Source organism: Daejeonella sp., assembly GCF_037719425.1.
Classification (GTDB): Bacteria; Bacteroidota; Bacteroidia; order Sphingobacteriales; family Sphingobacteriaceae; genus Daejeonella.
In genome coordinates this window covers 32774-56070 of sequence record NZ_JBBJNI010000008.1, presented here as the reverse complement: position 1 = coordinate 56070, position 23297 = coordinate 32774, and the positions used below count along the sequence as shown (strand labels likewise).

Annotated in this window: 21 protein-coding genes; all 21 read right to left on the bottom strand. The window is 39.3% G+C overall.

Annotated elements, in window-relative coordinates; genetic code table 11:
• Window positions 1–313: 313 nt before the first annotated feature.
• Window positions 314–1978, bottom strand: coding sequence for a capsule assembly Wzi family protein (locus WKF69_RS02245; RefSeq protein ID WP_340379203.1), 1665 nt, complete (start codon window positions 1976–1978; stop codon window positions 314–316).
• Complete coding sequence (locus tag WKF69_RS02240) at window positions 1975–2652, bottom strand: hypothetical protein (RefSeq protein WP_340379201.1); 678 nt, start codon at window positions 2650–2652, stop codon at window positions 1975–1977. Before WKF69_RS02240 ends, WKF69_RS02245 begins: the two co-directional genes overlap by 4 nt.
• Before the next feature lie 22 nt (window positions 2653–2674).
• Window positions 2675–4267 (bottom strand): capsule assembly Wzi family protein, encoded by a 1593-nt coding sequence (locus tag WKF69_RS02235; protein WP_340379199.1) that lies wholly within the window; start codon window positions 4265–4267, stop codon window positions 2675–2677.
• A 14-nt stretch (window positions 4268–4281) separates the two neighbouring features.
• Window positions 4282–6249: a nucleoside-diphosphate sugar epimerase/dehydratase gene (locus WKF69_RS02230; RefSeq protein WP_340379197.1), complete on the bottom strand. Its 1968-nt coding sequence runs from the start codon at window positions 6247–6249 to the stop codon at window positions 4282–4284.
• A gap of 160 nt (window positions 6250–6409) precedes the next feature.
• Complete coding sequence (locus WKF69_RS02225) at window positions 6410–7387, bottom strand: UDP-GlcNAc--UDP-phosphate GlcNAc-1-phosphate transferase (protein ID WP_340379195.1); 978 nt, start codon at window positions 7385–7387, stop codon at window positions 6410–6412.
• Between the two features lie 104 nt (window positions 7388–7491).
• Window positions 7492–8379, bottom strand: a complete 888-nt coding sequence (locus WKF69_RS02220) for an NAD-dependent epimerase/dehydratase family protein (RefSeq protein ID WP_340379193.1) — start codon at window positions 8377–8379, stop codon at window positions 7492–7494.
• Between the two features lie 4 nt (window positions 8380–8383).
• Window positions 8384–9574, bottom strand: coding sequence for a hypothetical protein (locus WKF69_RS02215; RefSeq protein ID WP_340379191.1), 1191 nt, complete (start codon window positions 9572–9574; stop codon window positions 8384–8386).
• Entirely contained in the window at window positions 9549–10598 is a 1050-nt protein-coding gene (locus WKF69_RS02210; RefSeq protein WP_340379189.1) for an NAD-dependent epimerase/dehydratase family protein, read from the bottom strand. The genes WKF69_RS02215 and WKF69_RS02210 overlap by 26 nt, the downstream gene beginning before the upstream one ends.
• Before the next feature lie 13 nt (window positions 10599–10611).
• The gene (locus WKF69_RS02205) at window positions 10612–11736 is read right to left on the bottom strand and encodes a glycosyltransferase family 4 protein (protein ID WP_340379187.1); all 1125 of its coding nucleotides are present in this window, start codon (window positions 11734–11736) and stop codon (window positions 10612–10614) included.
• A 55-nt stretch (window positions 11737–11791) separates the two neighbouring features.
• Entirely contained in the window at window positions 11792–12886 is a 1095-nt protein-coding gene (locus WKF69_RS02200) for a glycosyltransferase (protein ID WP_340379186.1), read from the bottom strand.
• Window positions 12886–13644: a glycosyltransferase family 2 protein gene (locus WKF69_RS02195; protein WP_340379184.1), complete on the bottom strand. Its 759-nt coding sequence runs from the start codon at window positions 13642–13644 to the stop codon at window positions 12886–12888. The genes WKF69_RS02200 and WKF69_RS02195 overlap by 1 nt, the downstream gene beginning before the upstream one ends.
• 31 nt (window positions 13645–13675) lie before the next feature.
• Window positions 13676–14194: a DapH/DapD/GlmU-related protein gene (locus WKF69_RS02190; protein WP_340379182.1), complete on the bottom strand. Its 519-nt coding sequence runs from the start codon at window positions 14192–14194 to the stop codon at window positions 13676–13678.
• Window positions 14191–15471: an O-antigen ligase family protein gene (locus tag WKF69_RS02185; RefSeq protein ID WP_340379180.1), complete on the bottom strand. Its 1281-nt coding sequence runs from the start codon at window positions 15469–15471 to the stop codon at window positions 14191–14193. Before WKF69_RS02185 ends, WKF69_RS02190 begins: the two co-directional genes overlap by 4 nt.
• The gene (locus tag WKF69_RS02180; protein ID WP_340379178.1) at window positions 15471–16934 is read right to left on the bottom strand and encodes an oligosaccharide flippase family protein; all 1464 of its coding nucleotides are present in this window, start codon (window positions 16932–16934) and stop codon (window positions 15471–15473) included. Before WKF69_RS02180 ends, WKF69_RS02185 begins: the two co-directional genes overlap by 1 nt.
• A 355-nt stretch (window positions 16935–17289) precedes the next feature.
• Complete coding sequence (locus WKF69_RS02175; RefSeq protein WP_340379176.1) at window positions 17290–18663, bottom strand: hypothetical protein; 1374 nt, start codon at window positions 18661–18663, stop codon at window positions 17290–17292.
• Window positions 18664–18691: 28 nt separating this feature from the next.
• Window positions 18692–19735 (bottom strand): pseudaminic acid synthase, encoded by a 1044-nt coding sequence (gene pseI / locus WKF69_RS02170; RefSeq protein WP_340379174.1) that lies wholly within the window; start codon window positions 19733–19735, stop codon window positions 18692–18694.
• Window positions 19719–20198, bottom strand: coding sequence for a GNAT family N-acetyltransferase (locus WKF69_RS02165; protein ID WP_340379172.1), 480 nt, complete (start codon window positions 20196–20198; stop codon window positions 19719–19721). The genes pseI and WKF69_RS02165 overlap by 17 nt, the downstream gene beginning before the upstream one ends.
• On the bottom strand, window positions 20195–21214 hold the full coding sequence (gene pseG / locus WKF69_RS02160) for a UDP-2,4-diacetamido-2,4,6-trideoxy-beta-L-altropyranose hydrolase (RefSeq protein WP_340379205.1): 1020 nt from the start codon (window positions 21212–21214) through the stop codon (window positions 20195–20197). The genes WKF69_RS02165 and pseG overlap by 4 nt, the downstream gene beginning before the upstream one ends.
• An 8-nt stretch (window positions 21215–21222) precedes the next feature.
• A complete protein-coding gene (locus tag WKF69_RS02155; RefSeq protein ID WP_340379170.1) occupies window positions 21223–21957 on the bottom strand; it encodes a glycosyltransferase family protein in 735 nt (244 codons plus the stop codon).
• A complete protein-coding gene (locus WKF69_RS02150; RefSeq protein WP_340379168.1) occupies window positions 21954–22700 on the bottom strand; it encodes an imidazole glycerol phosphate synthase cyclase subunit in 747 nt (248 codons plus the stop codon). The genes WKF69_RS02155 and WKF69_RS02150 overlap by 4 nt, the downstream gene beginning before the upstream one ends.
• Window positions 22693–23295, bottom strand: a complete 603-nt coding sequence (hisH, locus tag WKF69_RS02145) for an imidazole glycerol phosphate synthase subunit HisH (protein ID WP_340379166.1) — start codon at window positions 23293–23295, stop codon at window positions 22693–22695. Before hisH ends, WKF69_RS02150 begins: the two co-directional genes overlap by 8 nt.
• Window positions 23296–23297 lie beyond the last annotated feature (2 nt).

The following is a 23297-nucleotide window of genomic DNA, read 5'->3' as shown; positions in this document are numbered from 1 at the left end:
TCACTAAAAATCAAAAAGGTACATTATGAATACCCTTAACTTAATGACATTGAGCTTTCGCTGGAATGACATGCATTTTTTAGTTTTGAGGAGATCCTGACTTTCGTCAGGATCGCAGTGCATAAAAAAAAGCTTTTGGGTAGCATGATATAAAAGCAGGCAGTGATACGACTCAGATTCCGGCGAAGGCCGGAATCTCCTTATTCTACCCCCAGACCTTGTCATTCCAGCGAAAGCTGGAACCTCTGTCTACTTTATGTAATTTCATTTCGAAACTTTTACCCTAGACAAGTGAAAGTCCACTCTCCCCTCATTAAAACCGATAACTCACCCCCACCTTCACCTGGTAATTCGCAAAATCCATCCCCGGCACATAAAACCCACCCGTAGCCGGAGTATAAAGCACATAATTGTAATTCAGTGTTCTGACCATACTCCCATTAAAACTGACGAGCAAATTTTTATAATCCCAATCAGCATATAACGAATAACTCATATCCACCCAGTGTTTAGCAGGATTCAATGTCTCGATAAAAATCGGATAATAGAGATCATTATTATGAAGATAACGTTCGATCTGGAGACCGAATCGTTTGATATCTTTTACCCAGCCAATATTCAGGGACTGCAAGTTGCTCCCCGGACCGATACCTGCACCGAGGACCTGCCCATGATTCGTGTGTCCTTGGCGAATCTTATTGCTGGTGTACCAGCCCCCTAAGGCCGGGATGTTTGTTTGCTGTATTTCTGTAAGTTCTATGCCTGCCTGGAGAAACTCTCCGGGGCGGCGAGCCAGTGGGACTAATTTGCGCAGCCCAATAAGCCAGGCAGCGCCCTTATTCGGTTCATATAAGAATTCTTTAAACGACCTGGGAGAATTATGGCCATACTCCCCATAGATCTCCGCGTTTGACTCTTTCCACACCCAGCGGAAGAACATGGACGACATGTATTCGCGTGTTTCACTATCATCCTTTTTTTCAAAGGGCTGCAGCAGGGGGATGAAATCTCCGACCTTCTTTCCGGCATCTTGACTATACACCTGTGAAGTACGGCTTGCCCCAATAAACAAACCCGGTACGCCTTTAGGGTTATATGTCAGAACGAAGCCTGAGAGATATCTTTGATCCTCACGCTTGGGAACGTATAATGTCCTCCCCTCATAGATCCTGTTAATTTCAGGCGGATTGAATCCGGAGTTATCCAACATTCCCACAACCATTTGCCCTTCAAAGGAACCTATCGGAGTGCTAAGCGGTCGAGTCGTATTCAAAGTGATATGTTTAAACCCCGGTGCATTATTGCTCATTAGCAATGAACTGCGAATACCCGGCCCCCAGAATAAATTCTCTGTCGAGAGTCCTATCGATACCGGAGCAAAATTTAAGCGTACACTGCTTTGTCCCCAGAAAGCTTTTGAGTAAGTCTCTTCTCCAAAACGCTCAGGAATATCCGTTACATTGAAATATCTGTCATAATAATTCGCCCAAACCGGGTCATGGTAGTCTGTTGGAAGGCCCTCAAATTCATTGTTTTGAGCAGAGACAAATTCCGGCTTTAGCTGAATGCTAAGAGGCCCATATTTTGCATATATGCCAAGACTTCCCTGTGTTTGATGGCCTCCGGCAGGGATCATCGCTCCATCATTCCAGCCATAGGGCACCCGGGAGTTGTACTGATGCAACAAGGTTACAGGAAGCAGCTGAAGGTATCCTTTGCTACCTCCGACACTCAGGGTACTTGCCAGTTTGGTAAAACCCCTTTCCTCTATCGTATCGAGTGCCAGCCCGCGAACACCTGCATCTAAGCCGGTAAATAGTGGCCGGACAGTAAAAGATATCGTTGAGTCTACTTTCCCCAGCACCTGCTCCCGGCGGTAAAGGTCTTCAAGGATATGCATGCCAGCAGGAAGTGATTGTGAATATCCGGATGTAGTCCAAAAAAATAAAAGTATGTAAACACTATATAAAAGCTTCATTTTAATTCCCGGGTGTCAATAGCTGTTATACGCATATTATCTACAGACCAGCTTTCATTACAGTTTTTGTTTGCCGGATCAGGATCTTCCAGTCCCGCAAAACAACCCAGGTCGAGTGTGCTGGCCGTATGGAGAAAGGTCCGCTGGATACGGTACATAGAAGTGCCACCCTTACTGTCTTTGAGAGCACATGCCCCTGGTAGGTCAGTCTTGATCGCATTACTATTGGGTTTGTTGAGAGCAAAGTTGAAAATGTTGTTAAAGAATGCAGGTCGAATGTCGGGATAAGACTGGGTACAATTGGTGCAGCCGCCATTTGCGAAGCTCGCATAAATCACACTTCCCCGATCGATGTTCATAATCCAGATGTCCTTTCCATTGGGGCTGACAGCATTCCCATCCCAGGTATCATGAATATAAAGGTCGAAAGTGATCTTAATCATATCATGTGCTTTCATGTCTTTAACCTCTACTGTAAATCCTTCTTCGGAATATCTGCCCAAGACTCCAGTACCGTTATATTCCTCGACCTTACCATTAACTATATTTACTGGAACGCCCTTTTCAAAATCGTTGGTGAAAACTACAGCCTCCTCAGGTATGCCTTTACAAGCCGCAAAGAATACAATCAGTCCCAGAAATAAAAAATATTGTTTAAAGAGTCCGGTAATCATTTGTCTATTATACAATATCTGGTTAAAAGCTATACATAATTCCCAGCTGGGCATTCACATTAAATACATTTTGCTTTGGACGCCTGTTAATTCCGTCGTTCCATTGGTAGTTCATCGATTGGATACCAGATAATTTTCCGTTTATTAGAAGCTTATCAAAAGTCCAGTCTGCCACGGCCCCCAAGCTGAAATCCAGCCATGGAGCATAACCATAAGCAGTCGCCAGATCCCCATTATGCTCATAGCGTTCCAACTCCAACCCTATTTGCTTCAAGCCCTTAACCCAACTAATATTTAAGGACTGTAGATTTCCTCCGGGCCCTATCCCCGCTCCGAGTACCTGCCCACGATTTGTATAGCCATGAAGAACCTGGCTGTGAGTATACCACTCGCCTGCTTCGCGAATCGTGCGATCGATAGATTGCTCCATTCGCGTGATCTCTGCAGAAAACTGTATAAATTCATCGGATCGCTGCTTATAAGGTATAACTTTTTTCATGCCAAAAATATAGGATCGTGAATGTTCAGGCGACATTAAAAAATCACGGATATTAGAAGAATGATCATTTAACCCATATTCGAAATAAACTTCAGCTTTAGCTGACGGAAGTAGCCAGCGTGTAAAAATAGAAGTAAGCTGGTCCCGCCGCTTCGCATCCTCGTTTGTATTAGCTTTTTGAAACGCCTGGAGAAGGGGAAAAATATCGCCAAAACTGCCATCCATGTCATCATGATAGATCTGGAAGCTTCGTGTCAAACCCAGGAATAAGCCCCGAATCCATTTTGGCTGATAGCCAAAAGCAAAACCGGAGAGATACCGCCAATCATCCGGAAGAGTTTGGTTGAACCCGGATCCTTCAAGCCTGCCTGCTACAACCTGGGATTCGAAAGAGCCTACAGGTGTTTTTACAGGCCGACTAGTGTTTAGAGTGATGTGCTTAAAACCAGGTGCAGTGTTAGACATCAGTAATGAATTGGATATCCCAGGGCCCCACCACAAGTTTTCATTAGATATTCCAACTGAAATAGGGTCAAAATTTAATCGGATGCTGCTCTGTCCCCAGGAAAGCTGTGTATAGGGCCTATCACCAAAACGCGGTGGAAGATCTGCTGAACCTAGTAAATTTGCGCGAGTCAGGAAGTCATCGTTTCCAGCAAAGACAAAATCTGGCCTGATCTGGACTGTAAACGGACCCAGTTGTCCGAAAACTCCAGCACTCAACATACTCTGATACCCTCTTGCTGGTATCACTGGCCCGTCATTCCTTGAATTGAAAGGGCTAGAACTATATTGTTGCTGCCATGTAACTGGAAGGATGGCAATAGTTCTTATAGCGTCTTTTGATTGAAAAACCTGGGTAATTGCTCTTTGAGCTGATGTATCTTTTAAAAGATTTGGTAAAAGCAGTGGACGAATTGTAAAAGAGAGTGAGGAATCAACTTTCCCAAGCAATTGTTCCCGGCGGTAATAATCCTCAAAGGATCCCAAACCTACAGTTAAGTTTTGAGCCTGAGAAGGAGTAAAACCGAAAATCAGGCAACTACAAACGAATAAACCTGTTTTACATCTTTGCCATAAACTCCCCAAGTCATTCCCAATGTTTCCCCTAATCATATAAAACGCAGCCCTCAAATATCGGAAAGAGATTTTAAAGGTTCTTCTGCCCGTATGTCGAGCTCTTCGTAAATTGAATTGTTACTCTTAAACTCTGGTACGATCTCCTTCATTTTTACGACTACCTGCCGGTCTTTATATTCGCAACTTAGCTGGACCAATTCCTTAATATGTTTACTGACGGTTTGAAAATTATACTCTCGTACCTGAGCCACCATAATCTTTTCATGGTGAGTAGGCATGGTATTTTCAAGATCGTTTAATAACTCCTCGTAGAGTTTCTCGCCCGGTCTTAAGCCGGAAAACTCGATTGCAATATCCTGGTTAGGTACGAGTCCAGATAAACGGATCATCTTTTTGGCCAACTCGATGATCTTAACAGATTTACCCATGTCAAAGATGAAAATTTCGCCCCCGTCTCCCATTGATCCAGCTTCAAGCACCAGTCGGCAGGCTTCAGGGATGGTCATGAAATAGCGTGTTATATCCGGGTGGGTAACTGTAATAGGACCCCCTTTTTGAATTTGCGCCTGGAAACGAGGAATTACAGAGCCATTCGATCCCAGCACATTTCCAAACCGGGTAGTAATAAAGCGGGTATTTACTTTGGAACGGTCGCCATTCAGATGGCTCAGGCCGTTGGTATAGGTTGTGGGTTCATTATAGCGATATGAATTATATAACGATTGAACATAAATTTCGGCTACACGTTTGGAAGCTCCCATTACGTTGGTTGGATTCACAGCCTTATCCGTAGAGATCATTACAAATTTACTAACGCCATATTTAACAGAGAGATCCGCCAGGGTTTTGGTACCCATTACATTGGTTCGGATAGCTTCTGCAGGATTATGTTCCATTAAAGGGACATGTTTGTAGGCGGCAGCATGATAAACATAATGAGGCTTGAACGTCTGAAAAAGCATTTCCATCCGGCACAGATCCCGAACGTCCCCTATAAAGGAATGGAAATTGTTTTCCAAATTATTTTCCTGCAATTCCAGTTGAAGCTCATGCAGGGGTGTTTCACTCTGATCATTTAGAATGATCATCTGAGGGTTGAATTGCGCAACTTGTCTTACTATCTCCGAACCAATTGACCCGGCAGCACCGGTGACCAATACCCGTCTACCTTTTAGCTGTTCACCAATGGTATCGTTATGGATCTCAATCGGCTCGCGTTCCAACAGGTCTTCGATCTTGATATTTTGGAGCTGTTTAGCCGTGGGTTGGCCATTGATCCAGAAACGTACGGGTGGCAGGGTTAACACCTTAACGTCATTTTCAAGGCAAATATCCACAATGCTATTCTTGCGATCAGGCGGAACATTTTGTGTAGCAATGATCAAATCATTGATTTTTTCCTGCCTAAGAAGAGATGACAGTTCCCTTGTATTAAATATCTTAATTCCATCAATTGCTTTACCGGCTTTCCGCTCATCATCATCAATAAATGCCGCCAAAAGCATATTAACTCTGTTATCATGGTCAAGTGTACGTTTAGCAGCAATGCCTGCCTCCCCTGCTCCATAAATAATAACTTTACGTTTATCCATCCGGTAATTCTTTATATACATAAAGAAATACTTCACCATGACCCGGTAGGTAATTAACAGTAAAAATCCGGTTAGGCCGTTAATGATTAGTATAACATTAGAGATGTAAGCTTCTTTATGAAAGCTCACGAGGAATAGATTCACAAAGAAAAATAGCCCATTACTGATTATTATAGAGAAAAGTATCCGGAATGAGTCTTGAGCGCTCGTATAACGAATGATGCCCGCGTAGGTTTTTATACTGAAGAAAACAAAGCTATTTAATACCGTGAATACGAGAATATTCCGGCTCAACTCGTTCATATCAATTTCTGAGATATTAAAATTATATTTCAGAAAATATGCAAAACAGAGTGCAAATACGCATACTACCAGATCGAGACAAAAAATGATCCACCGGGGTACAATATTGATGAGGTTAAACAAAAGCTTCCTGTTTACTGGTTTACTCTACCCACAAATATAGTAAAATTAGTGTTCCATTTAAATGTAATTTTTTGCTGCTAACGGTAAACCTACTCCGGATATATTTTAATGAACAATTATTGAATTGCAAACCAACTCAGATGTTCCGGCCAGTTATTTGTCAGGCGCTATTAGTATCGATTACTTTTTTACTAAGCAAATACCCCCGGCCCTCTACCAAAAATCGGATACAGACAAAAACCGACCCACATATTATGAAAAATAAGAAAAGCTGAATCAGGCTTAGATCGATATAGATTATTATTGCACTAATCAACAGTTGTACTAGCGCATATAAGACTGACACGCTCAATTGCGGCCATTTTTTCACATTGGCAAGGTATTGGTAAAAATGGCTGCGATGAGCTTTAAAAATATTCTCTCCTCGAATTAGCCGGAAAATAATTGTTATAACCGAATCCAAGCCGTATACAAGCAGTAAGCCTATATATTTTAGATCTCCTGCACTAAGGATCAGAAGTAAAAGAAAAAATATAATGACAAAAGCGATGCTGACGCTTCCTACATCTCCGGCAAAACACCTGGCCTTCTTTCTAAAATTAAAGAAATTAAAAACCATCAAAGCCAGGATCGATACAATGAGCCATTCGTTTAAAACAAATGTCAATTCCCATTGATTAATAAAACATAAAGCCAGCAGGGTGACGAGGCTGTACGATCCAGTTATACCATTAATCCCATCCATGAAATTATAGGCATTAATAGCACCAATAACAAGAATAAAAGAGAGTATAATTATCCAGAACGGATACGATATTAAATCAGCTTCCTTAAAGAGCAAAAAAACCGCGATTAGGTGGGCCAGAACCCTGATCTTGTTGGAGAGAGGGCGCAGATCGTCATAGAAACTTACAAAACTGATAAGAAGCAGTCCTGAAACAAATAATGGGTAATCAAACCCGGTTAGTAGGGCATGCGTTATAACGGCGATGGGGAAAATTATTCCAGCGCCACGTATGGTGACATGTTTATGAGAACTACGATGATTTGGCTCATCGATAATGTTGAAACGATCGGCAAGCCAAAAATATACATGAAGCAATAGAAATAAGCCGGGCAGGTATAGCAAATAGAGCATAATGGCAAAGGTTAGTCAATTCATTGAAATAAACAACTGCTAGCCGAATTAACTCGCCCTTTTTTATCGAAAAAACCTTCAAAACTATAACCCCTTGTAATCCTTTACGTCCAGATCTTATATCCTTTTAGTACAGGTATTGGATTCCAAGACAACTCTTTCCTTGCTTTGGAATCATCAAACGTCAGATCCGAAGTGATCTTCAAAAGTTTATCTGAATTTATTGGTGCCTTAGCTCCAATAAGATCCCCCATTTTTGCAATAGTTTTTCCGACCCAACTTGGAATATTATAAGGCCTTTCTTTCCCTAACTGTTTTGCTATTAATGACGAAAGCTCTGCAAAAGATGGATGATACCCGTCTGTTAAATGATACACTCCCCCCACTCTTGCAACAACGGGGAGAATTAATACTATATCTTCAGCCATAACAATACTTTTCCTGGCTTTGCCATTTGAAATATTAAAATAATAACCCCCCTTGATTGCCCTTATCATCGCCCCTAAATTTCCCGGCGGATCTTGACCTGCAATTAATGGTAATCTTAATATCGTACAAATTACATTGTTCCTATTACACCATTCTAAAATTACCTTTTCGGCTTCTATTTTACTTAAGCCGTATGCGTCCCGCGCTAAAAGCGGGCAATTTTCATCAATTAAACTCCCTTTTTTTAACCCATATACGGCCACCGAACTTATAAAGATAAACGACCTCGGTACGCCTGCGTTTTCAAGGCCTCTTAATAGATTTTGAGTTCCCTCAACGTTCACGTCAAAAAATAGCTTACCTTCTTTAACGAGTTTTGGTATAACGTGGGCCATACCTGCGGCATGGATAACCATATCAAAATATTGCAAGAGCGGAACTCTCGAAGCAAGATCAGCATTGATATCAGCATTCTTTTTAGAAAGGGTCACAACACTATCTCTGGAAAGCCCTTTCAATAAAGCTTTCCCAAGAAACCCTGTGGCACCGGTTAAAAGGATCATAAACTTATTTTAATAAATTTAAAATAGACCTATATGCAAGGCTTTCTTTTTGTAATAAGTCATTTCTTATTGTTAAAGCCATATTTTTTTTTTTCAATAAATCTTTCATGTCTAAGGTATCCAAAACACTTTCTATGGCATCTACCCGGGCAGAACTTTTATAACTACAATGTCTAAACATGTTCCATGTATCGACAAATTCATCACCACAAAACCAGAGAGCCCCTCCAGAACATACTGCGCTAACAGCTTTTGAAGGAACAGAAATATTATTCCAGCTTTCTTTTAAAGAAACTAAGTGGATATCTATCAAACTCAGATCTGACTTTTCTATAAAATCGACCAATTGAATATTATTACATTTAATTGAATTGATATGGTTCATTAAACTGTCCTTATGAAATCCATATATGGAAAGTACTAGTTTAAACTCCGGTCTATTTGCTATGCAACTGATCACATTTTTAAGAAACTCTAATGAATGAGCCCTACCTAAATTACCCAGATACCCTATTGTAATCACATTTGAATCTTTCCAGAATGGTTTAACCAGTTCAGATTCGCGCATTTCATCATGAATGCCACAGGGCAAAATAATTTTATTGATAGGCTTCTTGTATTGATCTAAAAGAAATTCATACTGATGCTCTCCCAATGCTATAATTGAGGCTGGACGATTTGCATATGTAATTCTTTTTAATAATATGTAAAAAAGATTGTTGCTTTTCAGCATTCCATGTGCAACTAATGCTTCAGGAAAGATATCAAACGTCCAATAGAAAAAATTCGTTCCTTTTAGTAACAGTGAGTGCCATAATGAAATTAAAGGAGGATTCGACAAAGATATCACATTATTGATTTTAAGATCTCTGGCACCCATAACTAATCTGTATCCATCTATCAAATCTACAAGGATCTTCATTAAAGATGACTTAGGATCTGAAATTAACCCTTTTATTCTGTATATTTTAATATCTTTAAGTAAATCCACAGAATATTTCCCATCATCGATAAAATCGCCTTTGTATTTACTGGCCGTGGTCACAACATGGATACTGAGCTTTGGATCCAGTGTTTTAAGGCCCTTGATCATTTGATATACCGAATCTGAATCTACATTTAAACTTGGCAAGAAATACTTTGTTATAAGGACGACCTCTCTTTTCACGCTAATTTCTTCGAGTCCAGGCTTCATATATTTCCTCAAAAGTGACCTGCAGCGATTTTGTGATATCCCAGCCCGGGTAGTGATCTTTCATTTTCCTTAAATCACTATAATAGCAGATATGATCGCCGATTCGGTTCGTTTCGTCATATACATACTTCATTTCTTTCCCGCTTATCCCAGAGATGATATCAAACGCCTCTAAAATGGAGCATGTGTTTGCTTTGCCTCCACCCAAATTATACACTTCTGCAATTCTTGGGGCTTTAATAAACTCTTCTATAAATCGGGCTACATCATATGAGTGGATATTATCCCGCACCTGCTTACCTTTGTAACCGAAAATGGTGTATTCTTTACCCTCTAAATTGCATTTCACCAAATAACTCAAAAAGCCATGGAGTTCCACCCCAGTATGGTTAGGGCCTGTCAGACACCCACCCCGTAAACATACGGTTGGCATGTTGAAATATCGTCCGTACTCTTGAACGGAAATATCTGCTGATACTTTAGAGGCTCCAAAAAGGGAATGCTTGGTTTGGTCGATCCTGAATGTTTCAGGAATGCCATTTTCAAATTCGATATCTGCATAATCAAACCTTTTTTCCAATTCGTTCATTGCAATTTCGTTAGGGGCATCACCATACACTTTGTTGGTAGACATATGCACAAACGGAACTTTCAGGCTATATTGTCTGGTCGCCTCCAGCAAATTAAAGGTGCCTACTGCATTTGTATCGAAATCATCGAAGGGGATGGCTGCTGCTTTATCATGACTAGGCTGTGCCGCTGTATGTACAATCGCATCCGGGCGTATGCCCGCAATTAGATCTATAACACCTCGCCTGTCTCTGATATCCAGCTCGTGGTGTGTGAATTTGCCTATTGTCTCCTTCAACCTGCTTTCATTCCATCTTGTATCTCCACTTGGGCCGAAAAATACAGCACGCTGGTTATTATCTATACCATGAACTTCCCAACCGATATTTCCGAAATGAATACATACTTCCGAACCGATTAAACCCGATGAACCCGTAACTAATAGCTTTTTCATATTTATTTAACTGCTAATGAGATTGCTTGATCAACTCATTAATCTTTCTCATGTTTGTATTTAAATTGAACTTCTCTTCGACAATGGCTCTGCCGGCAATTCCATATTGCTTTCTTAGAGCTGCATTCCTTATTTGATCGATTACAGCAGCGGCCATCATATTTACATCGTATGGCTTTATCAATCTTCCAGATACCTGATCCTCGACGATTTCAGTCATTCCCCCTACTGCAAAAGCAATTACCGGTAGACGTGATGCCATTGCTTCTATTAAAACATATCCAAAAGATTCGCTCTCGGACGGATGAAGTAATATATCCGCATTCGAATATTCATAATGCATACTGTCTGTACTGCCCTTAAAAGTTATATACTGTTGTAAATTATCCAAAACGGCTTTATCTTCGATCATTCGCTTATACTCATTATCATGCTGAGGGCTTCCCCATCCGATAATTGTACAATGAAAATTTTTTTGCAAAAGTACTACTTGTTTTAACACCTCCAAAAGATAATGGGCTCCTTTATGAGGCAAGGAGTGTATGACTGTTATAATATTGATTATTTTTTCATCTCTCATAACCACCCCCACTGGAACAAACTCATTAAGGTTCAATCCATTATAAACCATATGGATCGGTCTTCTTACTCCGCATTTAACTAATGAATCTTTAACAGCTTTTGACACGGCAACGTATTTATAAATTATCAAATGCTGGATTCTGAATACAAATTTACTAAGGGAGCTAGCCTCAAATGAGAGGGAATGGACAATCGTAATAAGTTTTACAAAAAGTGAAGGTAAAATGAGGGAAAAAGATAACAGTTCGGTATTAACAAGACAAAAAGTATAGCGCTTCCTCATTAACAAAAAAGGGAAAATAAAAAATAAGAGCGCCTCTGACAAAAACCTCCGGGCAATTTTAAGGTAAATATTCGAGACATGAGAGAGCATTAAGGACTTAACATATATCACATTGCAGCCCCTCTCGCTAAAATCCTCGGAAATTTTATCCTTGAAAGGATAAAGAATTGTTATTTTATTACCATGAAATAAATTCTCTCTAATAAATCCCGTTATGAAGGTATTAGGGCCAATTCTTCCTACCCAGGGGCTGATTATTATTATACTTTCCAAATTATGAATGTTGACCCGATTTTATGTATGCGTTTATATAGAAGCTCTATATCAGTTAATCGCGGATAACTAAATCCTCATAGATTTTGCCGATTGAATTTACAGAGAATGTTTCTGCGAACCGTTCATTCACAGGTATTCTGTTTGAGGTGAGTAATTGACAGATCATTAGCATAAAGGCTTCGCGATTCTCGATGGATTCAAAAAAGCATCCCTCACAATTCTCCAGGACTTCCCGTACACCCCGAGTAGGTGTAGATAATACAGGAATACCTGCAGCGATGGATTCAACCCCTACCATTGAAAAAGTTTCCGAAATAGAAGGTATAATTACCAGGTCTGAACGAGATATGTACTTCAACGGATTACTGACGGCCCCGTGTATGTCAATATACTTTGCCATTTTCAAATCGCTAACCAAATCTTTTAAAAACTGATGCTGTTCTCCATCACCGATCAGAATCAGTCGGCAATCGATCATTTTGACGAGATCTGGCATTAACCGCACTAAAGCGTCCGGGTTTTTAACACGAGACAAACGTCCGACACACACTATTACCTTAAAATCACGGTCACCAGTAAGCCATTTATGTGAGGTTTTCTCCGCTTTCAGATCCCTAAAATTACTTTCTATAACCGGATTGTAGATCACCTGAATTTTGTGTTCGGGAATGGGGATATCATTGACAAGGTGATCTTTTACCGCCTGGGAAACTGCGATTACGACGTCGCTATGCTTATAAAACGATCTCAAGGAAGACTTATAAAACTTCTTCCAAACAATCATTTTTTTTACGTCAAAATCATAGAAGCTGTGATGCGTCAGGATAACTTTTGTCCTCCTTCTTAAAATGAATTTAAGAATGACTACCGTCAGAATATTTATAACTTGAGGGCCACAAATTACCACCGACGGACTTTCACGCCTAAAAAACTTCAGGGATTCGAAAAAACACTTCCCCACCCTTTTGTTTAATGAATGGATAATTACACCTTTATTTAAATGTGTTTCCAGGGGACCAATTTGCCGGCAAACGAGGAAAGATGTGTTATAACCTCGTTCGCAAAAATAATTCGCGAGATTAATTAATACCTTCTCAACACCACCCGAACTGAAAGTTGGACAAAAAAAAAGAACTGAGGGTTTCATTAAGAAAGTTTCAATTTAGTCTTGACCAAATTTTTTGCGTACAAAACAAGAACATTTCTAATAGATTTGTCAGTAATTTTTGCGCCATGCTTTATTAAAACATCGTAAATGTTCTTATAAAACCTTTCGGCACCCGTACTCGTTTTTGTTAATTCCCACTCCCGGTAGGCCGCAATAGCAGTACCTTTAATGTCCACAATACCACCAAAGTTTAGAAGCTTAAGCCAAAGGTCCAAATCCATGCAATAATGGATCTTATCGTCCAGATAGTTTACCTTTCTTACATTCTCCGATACGTAAAACGAACCTGGCTGAAGTACATCAAACTTCCTGCGTAACAGGTATTCCCTATTATATACGTTTAATGTCGATTCACTAATTAGCTGTCCATCCGTATCTATCACACTATAATTACTATTGTAATATATCGCTGCCTGAGCATTGGCCTGATATGCTGCAACAATTCGCTCAACACAATCAGGATATAATAGATCATCGGAATTGATCCAGCCGACCAGTTCGCCCGAAGCCATTTTGAAACCTTTGTTTATTGCGTCAGACTGGCCCTTGTCCTTTTCGCAAATGATAGCCGCTTTATGCCTGTACTTCTCCAGAACATCAGCCGTATTATCAGTTGAACATGCATCAAGTATGATATACTCAATATTTTTATACGTTTGATTTAGCACAGAATTAATTGTTGCCTCTATAAACTGCCCTTGATTATACGAAGGCGTAATAATACTCACTTTAATCATCCAAATTTTTTACTGGTCGCGCTATAGCGCTTTACCGCGTTTTAATAAGTTTGCCTGGATTTCCTCCCACTACTGAATATTCGGGGAAGTCTTTAGTTAGAACAGCTCCGGCTGCAATAATGGTACCGCGTTTAATTGTCCTTCCCGGCAACATAATGACGTTCATTCCAATCCAAACATCATCTCCTATAATACAGAGCTTATTTTCAGTAAACCCCTGGGCTATCATCGGTATATCGGTTCTTGTAAAAAGATGGTCCCGAATGAGGATGTGAACGTCCGGGCCCATCATCACATTAGAACCTATATGGATATTATTAGGCACAATGGCGTTAATCCCAATTCCAGAATTGTCCCCTATATGAATCGATCTGCCATGTCCAAACCAGGCACCTCGTTCCACATTTACATTTTTTCCGCAGTACTCAAATATATTTTTAGCGCAAATATACCGAAACTCTTTCGAAAACTTGCCTAATAAGGGGAAGTTTGAATTAGGGAAGAAGCGAAACAAGCCGTAATACAGGCACAAAAAAAATATTCTAATCATGGTTGAGATACATGTATTTGCCGTATGTAAAAATAAAAAAACATGGGTAGCAGGAAAAAATCCGCCTGGGAAAAGCGGCCACTCGCGAAAGTAAGTACTAATGACATTATCAAAAACATCAGCGCTGCAGATCCCACTGAGAAACTTCGATTCTTAAAAAACCAGATACAAAACGCAAAATAGACAAGGAGATAAAGAGACGTCCCCAAGATGCCATAACGCAAAAAAAGATTCGACCAGGAGATATCATCCTGTTCCAGTTGGGTTGACAGGTTATTTTTATCCTTATGGCCTAGTAAAAATGTTTCCTTCGGAAAATCCCGCTCATGTATAAATCCGACGCCAAATAATTTCATTTTCGTCTCCGCGGAGATGTATAAATATCTTTCCGTCATATGAAAAATCCGGTAGGCAAACGTCATATTGCTGCCCTGCTCGACGGTTTCGGCAGCTGCAGCGGCGGCAACGTCTTCACCCGAAGTCATCAGCCTTGCCCCAATTACCGGCAGAGTCAGGATGAACATGACTCCAATCCAGAAAACCACCTTTTTTTGCGTTTTGAAAAGCCCTAAAAAAACCGAGACAACAACAGTTATTATCAAGCCTAAAATCAGCGTCCGGGTGAGGGTAAATAAGAGTGTTATTAAGAATAGAATTGTAATAAGGTTTTTATTTGGGATTTTCAACTGCCTATTCATCAATAGGATAAACAGGCAGGGAAGTATAAAATATGGAATATTAGTGTATCGGATCCAATGAAAGCCTAGTTCATCAAAATTCGATATTCCACCATTTGTTAAAAGTCTTATACCCGTAGGTATCTGCATTAAACAAAGTACTGATTGAACTACCGTTATTATAAGTACAAATTTAAATAAGCGTTCGAAGAGGGGCTTATCTACCTTAGCAAGCCAAAAATAAGTCAACAGGAAGAGGTTGACCCTGAATATAAGGAGAAAGCCAGCAAGTGAGGGGTTGAAAGCCGATAGATCAACAACCGCAGCAATAAACAGGAAGATTATGAAGACAACTAAGGCGACAAAGACGATCGATTTATAAGGAAAAACGATCTGCTGTGTAATTAAATAGCTGAGCAGGATGCTTAACGAAAAGATCAGCGCATAATCTTTCCCATAGATATTCAAACCGAAAAGCATTATTGGCTCAGGAACTAGTTGAAAGCCATCCGTTAGCAGAAATAAAAATACGGTTAAGCCCAGAAATTTATTACCGTTTAAGAATAATATAACGCCGAGGATTGTTATTAATAAGAACATTAAGACTGCATTAATTTTTTAATCCTTTTATACGCTATCACGATTACAGGTGAACAGAAAAATAATATAAACGCTCCCCCGGTAATCGCAACAGCAAATTGATTTAGATTAAACACATCCTGCAAATATCTCATTAAAAAGTTAAAATAGATTAAACATCCGAGCGCTGTCCACAACCCCGGCAGCATTTCCCGGATAAAATAAATTATGAAAGCACCATTACTTCTGTTAAGCGATTGAAACACGGTCCTTAACATTAGAAAATCCAGAATTCCAAAAACAAATACCGTAGAAATTGCAACGCCAACGATTCCATATCCATATATTACGCTTAGGTAACATAATAACGTTTTTAAAATCCCAACAATGATAAAGATAAGAGCGGTTTTTCGCTGTTTATCCAGAACAAACAGTGCATTGGCAGAAAAGCTGTTTAACAGGTACAAGAACGTTGCAAATAAAGCAATTTGCGCAGAGAGTACACCGGGTAAATACTTGGGTAAGAAAACTGACACAACCCATGGCAAAATCATAACTGCAAGCCCCAAAAAAGGTGGAATTACATAGGACAAAATACTGTGGGGTATGACCACGTGTTTCTCAATTACTTCCTCACTTTTAGAATACCCATAACGTTCGTTGAGCTGAGTAAACAATACTACACTAAAACTCGCTATAAATAATCGTAGCGGAATGATAACTAAGCTCGCCAAACTATAAAACCCCACTTCTTTAAAATCCAAATATCCGGCGATGATCAATCTGTCTACGCTGTCAAAAATTGTCGTGCTAATGTCCTGCAGATATAGGGGAAGCGAAATGACCAATAATGACTTAAAAAGTTTATTATCCCAAAATATGTTATAGTTGAAAGGCCTCTTTACATAATAATAAATCGAATTGCAGATTGCTATAACCACTGTAAAGATTAAGAGCCCCTCAATTCCCCATATATAGACCACGGGTATGGATAACACTGTCAAAATACCATTGAAAATGCCGGCATTTTTTAAGAGCTGGTAGTTATTTAATCCTTTGGCAAGAATATTACTATATCCACCAATAAACTGAAACAAATAGATAAAAGCCACGGTAACAACAGATATTTTAAACAAATAATTGGTTATGAAAAGTATCGCATACAACAATAAACTAATTGATAATAAGGGAGTTACAAAAAGTTCGTAAGTAAATACCAGATCAGCTATTTTTTTTGCTTCATCATGCCTGCCTTCCGATCTCAGCATTACGAAATCTCTTCGCATTACAAAAGGTAAACTGAAAGTGAACACAATAGAATAGGAAATAAATACCTTTGCAGTCTGCCATACCCCGTAGTCATTTGGGCCCAATATGAGAGCATAAGAATATCCTGCAATGAAGGCAGCGAGAAGGACGATCGACTCACCGGTAAGCAAATAGCTAAAACTTTTGCCAATCTTTAGTTTAAGTTTTTCGTCCAATTTCAGTTAGTTACGTATTTTTTTTATTCCATTTTGAAATAAGATTATTCCGGGCCTTTATAAAAGGAAGTTCAATAAACCTTTCCGAAAGCAAAGCGATAAGAAACGATATTGAAATACTCCCAAGAAAGTATAAAAAGAATCGCAGATACACACTGGATATTAATTGCCTTGTACTTCCGTCAATAAATCCCAAAAAATATACAAAACCAAAAATGAGAAATATAAAGAGAGTAGTTAACCTTTCCAATCCCCCTCAAAGCATCTATATACCTAATTTTTTCTGGTTTCAAACGCTTTTTACTGGTTCATCTTAGTGCCTGTTGGCAAGTGGATGATTTTATTTAGTAAAGGGTTACATTCTTTTTATTGTTTCTTGTTCAATCGCATCAATAAAAACATTTGCCTTTTCGAAATAATTTTCGTCGACATTGTATAAATCGACTGGGTAAGTATTTTTCCAGACCCTATAGATAAATTTTTCTACTGAAGTTGCATCGATATTATGGGTGTCAATCTTTCTGAATACATCCTCAAGTTCATAAAGTGAGTTTATATCAATAGTGAGTCCCTGCTCCCTGTAGAATGATCTTCCAAAAGTTACTACAGGTTTTCCATACAGTAGCCCTTCATATCCAACGCTTGAATTGATCACAAATATCCCTTTTACCTTCGGTACAATGTTATGGGAATTAGCATATGCCGGCAGTAAAATCACATTCGGCAATTTCGACAGCTTTCGCATATCTCTAATACTATATAATCCTCGCCCCATAGGATGTTCCTTGACAATTAATTTAGAAGGGTAAGGCAAGTATTGAGTTATGGTTTCAATTAAGGAAACCTGATCGTAAAATGGAAGGCCCCGCTGAGTCAATTGAGAATCATAGGGAACATGCATTGGAAAATAATAGCAGTTACTGATATCATTCAAAGATTCTTCATCGGCATACTTTGTATAGGCATATTGCCTCCGTAAAATTCTTCTGAAGTACATGAATATCGAGTGGCCCAGGTAACGCCTCGGATCCGTTTCCTCAGATTTCACATACTTGACAAACTTCCTCCAGGCTGCTCCTATATAAAACAGTTCAAATCTGACATCGTGTTTCTTAGGATCTCCCCACAAATTGGTTTGGTTGGAAGTGTATTTTTTTATGTAATCCCTGATCCAGTCCAACTGTTCTTCAGGGATTACATCGATTGGCTCCATAGGTGTTTGAGAATACCTGGTTTCAGCATCATGGAAATGTATTCTAAGGTCCAAATTAGAAATACCCCAATAAATTTGCCTACCCTTGTTCATCCTGCAAAGTATCCTAAAAATACTGTGGTCAAACTCATCACCCTCATATGTTATGTAAAACTTTGCTGCGGGCTTGTCTTTCAGTAGTTCAACTGAGTGTACTAACCGAGAAAAATATTTTATGCACTCTGATTCACTGAGGTCGTAGAACTTCTGTTCGCTGACATATAAGCTCTTTGGATTATGAAAACCTAAACTCCCCACAAATTTTAATGCCCAATCAGTATCTACTTCACCAGTATATTCATCCAGGAAAATGTACCCTGTCTCTTCATTGGCAACAAACACATCTTTAACCTCATTATTAGTTGTGTAAAGGACTACAGACAACCCTTTTCTTTCTAATTCCTTTTTGATGTGCAAATAAAAATTACCCAACCACGGGCCTCCCGCACCAACGTGTAAACAAATATCATAAATCATAATAAAATTGGAGTCACGTTATAGATCGTTAAAACATAAAGGAATCAATAGGAGAACCTTTGCTGATATTTTTAGTTGCCTTCTTTTCAAGTAAATAATCATATAACTTTGGCTCTAAACCTAATCCCGGCCGGATGATCCGGGTATTTAATTTAGTGAAATTCTCCCCTTCGGCAATATCCTCTACAGCGAAAACAGATCGCTTAAAGATCCGGCTTTTCTCTTCAACTCGCAGAATCTCGTAATTTATTATCCCCAGGGATAAAAAGGCTCGTTCTGTTTCTACGACCAAGGCTTTCAACTCGTCTGGTTCCAGGGAAAATGATGCGTCAACTCCGCCTGCGGCCCGATCAAGTGTAAAGTGCTTTTCAATGATCCGCGCGCCTAATACGACGGATCCGACCGAAACCCCAATACCCATTGTATGGTCAGAAAGGCCCACATGGCAATTGAACAGCTCCGCCATATGAGGGATTGTTCGAATATTGGTATTTTCCGGACTAGCAGGGTAAGTGCTTGTACATTTCAACAATATCAGATCCTCACACCCATTCTCCCTTAAAACCCGAACAGACTCAGCTATATCGGTCAAATTGCTGACACCTGTTGACATAATTACTGGTTTTCCTGTCGCGGCAACCTTCTTGAGCAGGGGCCAATCAGTATTTTCAAATGACGCTATTTTGTAAACAGGAACGTCTAAAGTCTCCAGGAAATCAACCGCTGTTTCGTCGAACGGTGAAGAGAATGCCAAAATACCTTTTTCTCGTGCCCTGTCAAATATAGGTTTGTGCCATTCCCAGGGAGTGTAAGCTACTTTATACAGATCATACAACTCCATTCCGTTCCATATTGAGTCTTTATCCTGAATGGTATATGCGCCCGGAATTGTCATGGTGTCAGCCGTGTAGGTTTGCAATTTTATTGCATGCGCCCCTGCATCGGCAGCTGCATCTACAATTGCCAAAGCTGTATCTAATGACTGATTGTGGTTTCCCGACATCTCTGCGATAATAAAAGGAGGATAACCCCTTCCCACAACTTTATTTGCGATTCTAAAATCTTTCATCATATTCCTTTGTTAACCTAAATAATGATATGTTGTTATATGCTTTTTTCTCAGATTCCACAAAACCCACGTTTCGGAAAAGCTTATATGAAGCAATGTTAGTTTCTTTAATATAGGCTGTTATAGTTTCGGTAGGATACAAATTCAGAAAGTTTGTGCAAGCCAAATTCAGCATCTTGGCTCCTAAACCCTTACCCCTGAATGTGCTGTCAATTGACAGTCCGATAATGGTTTCCTCTGGAGATTGGTCAATTCGGACTTGCCCAACCGGTACCTCCTCCGCATTGAAGAATAGATAAAAATGGCAACTCTTATTCTCAAGCTTCTGGCCGAACCAAATGATATGATCTTCGTAAGTAATTAAGGATTGCTGTATAGAATTTTCTCGAACTAAAGGATCATTAGCCCATTTGAAGTAGAGCTCGCTATCCTTAATGTTAGCCTTCCTAAATGTTAATTCTTTCATAAAGATCTAAATGCTTCTCTGATCCGATCTGGAGATTTGCCATCAATTAACTTCCTTTGATTCTTAATCATTCTGTTAGTTCCCTTTGGGTCATCGATTATAGCCTGCAAAGCTAGCGTAATATCTGCGTCAGATAACAAGTTAAAATCATTTCCATTAATTGCACATTCCCTATTTATTAGTCCTGTAAGTAAGTTCTTTTGATTATCGGCCGTATATCCGGATAACATTCCAAGGCCAATAGTTGAAATTTCCATAGAAATGCCGCTAGCGGGACATATCGCAACCTGGCATTTCAAAAGTATTTCGTTCAGTTCTTCATCATCCACATTATAATACAAAAACGTGGCAGGGTGCCCCTTATTGATCGTCAGATAATTTTCAAGGGACTCCTTGTGTTCATATAAAAATCCGACAACAATATGGATCTCATTTAAAGACTTTATATGAGAGACCGCTTTTAAAAATTTTAATGTATTATTTGGTGAATCAGATCCTCCCATATTCAAAAATACTGAAGAAATATCTTTGACTGAACGGCAAGGCAAAAGAGCATTTTGAAGAAAAGTTCTTCTCATCATAATATATTCCGTTCCTAACAACAACCGGGTATAACTTTCACAAGAATAATCGTCTTTGTGTACATGGTTCGAAACGTTGACTACTACATCCGCATAAAAATAAATGTTGTGATAGTCATCGATACAGACGATTTTATAATTCTCTTTCTTAAAAGATAATTGATAATCGCTGGTGATATCGTAAAAATCAAACACAAGGATTTCCACTTTGTCTTGTAGAAGCGTTAAAATAGTGGACGAACTGCCAATATCAGATAGCTTGTCTAACAGCACCAAATTGTAGCCCCTGATTTTAATAAGTTCCAAAGCCCGGCTATCCTCGGCGTATATTATGAAATTGATGTTAAATTCCGTATCTAATATATCAGCCAGCGATAATGATCTCATCAAGTGACCTAATCCAATTCTGTTAGTAGCAACAGTTACAAAAGTTATATTCTTTTTCAGGCTTTTTTTTGTTCTATATGACCATTAATAAGAGAAAGGCTTGGGTTATTGCCCATTACATCACATATCTGATCCATATTCAACGTATGAGCTTTATATTTTTCGATTAATATGCTGAGCAATTCCAGATCTTCAGGAGTATCGAGAGTCAGACGATAAGTGCTTGAGTCTTTATCTTGTTTAAGCTGCCGGATAATTGTTCGGCCGGATTTGTTCTTCCAAATATAAGGGGTAACATGCTCTTTGTCTGAAACTTCTGTTGCGTTTTCATAAGCAAATTGTAGCTGTTCGAAGGAAAATATCTCAAAATCGCATCCTCTGGGGAAGGTCCTTTCAAGCGTATTAGAAAGAAATAATTGTGGATTCTGCGCTTCAAGGAATTCACTAATACCCTGATTAATAATATCTGCGTCAATTAAGGGACAATCGGAAGTAATCCTGACAATTGTCCCTATTTTAAAAAATTTGGCACATTCAAAGTATCTCTCCAATACATTATCTTCACTCCCCTGAAAATATCGATGATTATTGGAAATGGCAAAGTCTACTATTGTTTTATCGTTAGGGTTGGTAGTAGTTGCAATGTAAACTGGATAAGTTAAAGAGCTTAGCCTTTCGAGCTGGTACTTAAAGAGCGGCTTTCCCTGAACATTCAGCATTATTTTGGATGGGAGACGTGTGCTTCCCATGCGAGCTTGTATAATTATCCCTACTTCTCCGTTGAATATCATATGCGTACAGGGAAACCTTTCGAAGCCAATTCCATTTTTATATCATGAGGCGTAAATTGAGTGAAGTGAAATATGCTAGCTGAGCCAACTGCACCAATACTAGTTTTTGTAAATAAATCGCTGTAATGACCTAGCTCGCCGCCTCCGCCCGCAGCAATAATTGGTATTTTAGTATTTTCCGATACGTATTCAATAAGCTCAATATCGAAACCAGACATCATCCCATCATTATCTACGCTGTTAAGCACAAACTCCCCTACCTCACACTCCTCCATTTTTTTAATAAACTCATCGAAACCTATACTCAATCCCAAAGTATTATGGATCATATATCTGCCTTCCTTCTTAATAGCGTCAACAGAAATAGTGATGCACTGGCTTCCAAAAAATCCTACTGCCTCCTTAATGAAATTTACATCAGTTAAAGCCTTAGTTTTAATAACCACCTTATCAGCGCCTATTTTAAGTAAATCTTTAATGTCAGAAATGCTTGCTATTCCCCCACCGATTCCAACAGGCATATAGCACTCCTTGATTACGTCACCAACTAATTTTAGATTTATCTTCCTGTTTTGCCGGGATGCGAATATGTCGACAAATACTAATTCATCTACTCCCCTGCTATTGTAAACTTTAGCCGCCTGGACGGGATTGCCTACCATCCGAGGGTTGGAGAACTTCTTTGTTTTAACTAAACCAAATCCATTGAAAGTCAGGATCGGTATAATCCGCACTTTAAGCATGAGTTAAAAAGGATTTAAGAACGGCCAGGCCGGAATTTTGACTTTTTTCAGGATGGAATTGTGTGGCAAAAATATTATCATGCTGGATACTTGCCACATATTCTAATTCATAATTTACTGTCGCCGCTATGATGTCTGGTGATTCCGGCACAAAATGATAACTATGAATGAAGTAAAAGTCATTGTTCGGTATACCTTTGAAGAAAGTATCATTGCGAACTTCGATATTATTCCAGCCCATATGTGGAATTATCTTCGATTTCGGATCCAGGCGAACTACTTCCCCTTTAACCCATCCCAAACCATCGCTCTCACAAGATTCGAATCCTTTTTCTGCCAGAAGCTGCATTCCCAAACAAATCCCCATGAATTTTTTCTTTTTCCGCAAGACTTCGTTTGAAAGGAGTTCAATGAGGCCCCGTTCTTTCAGATTTTTCATCCCCTGATAAAAAGCGCCGACACCAGGTAAAATAATATGCGTTGAGCCTTCTATTACTGAAAAGTCGGACGTTATGCAGCAATCAATCTTAAGGAATCTGATAGCCTTCTGTACAGAAGCTACGTTACCCATTCCGTAATCTATTATTGCAACCATAA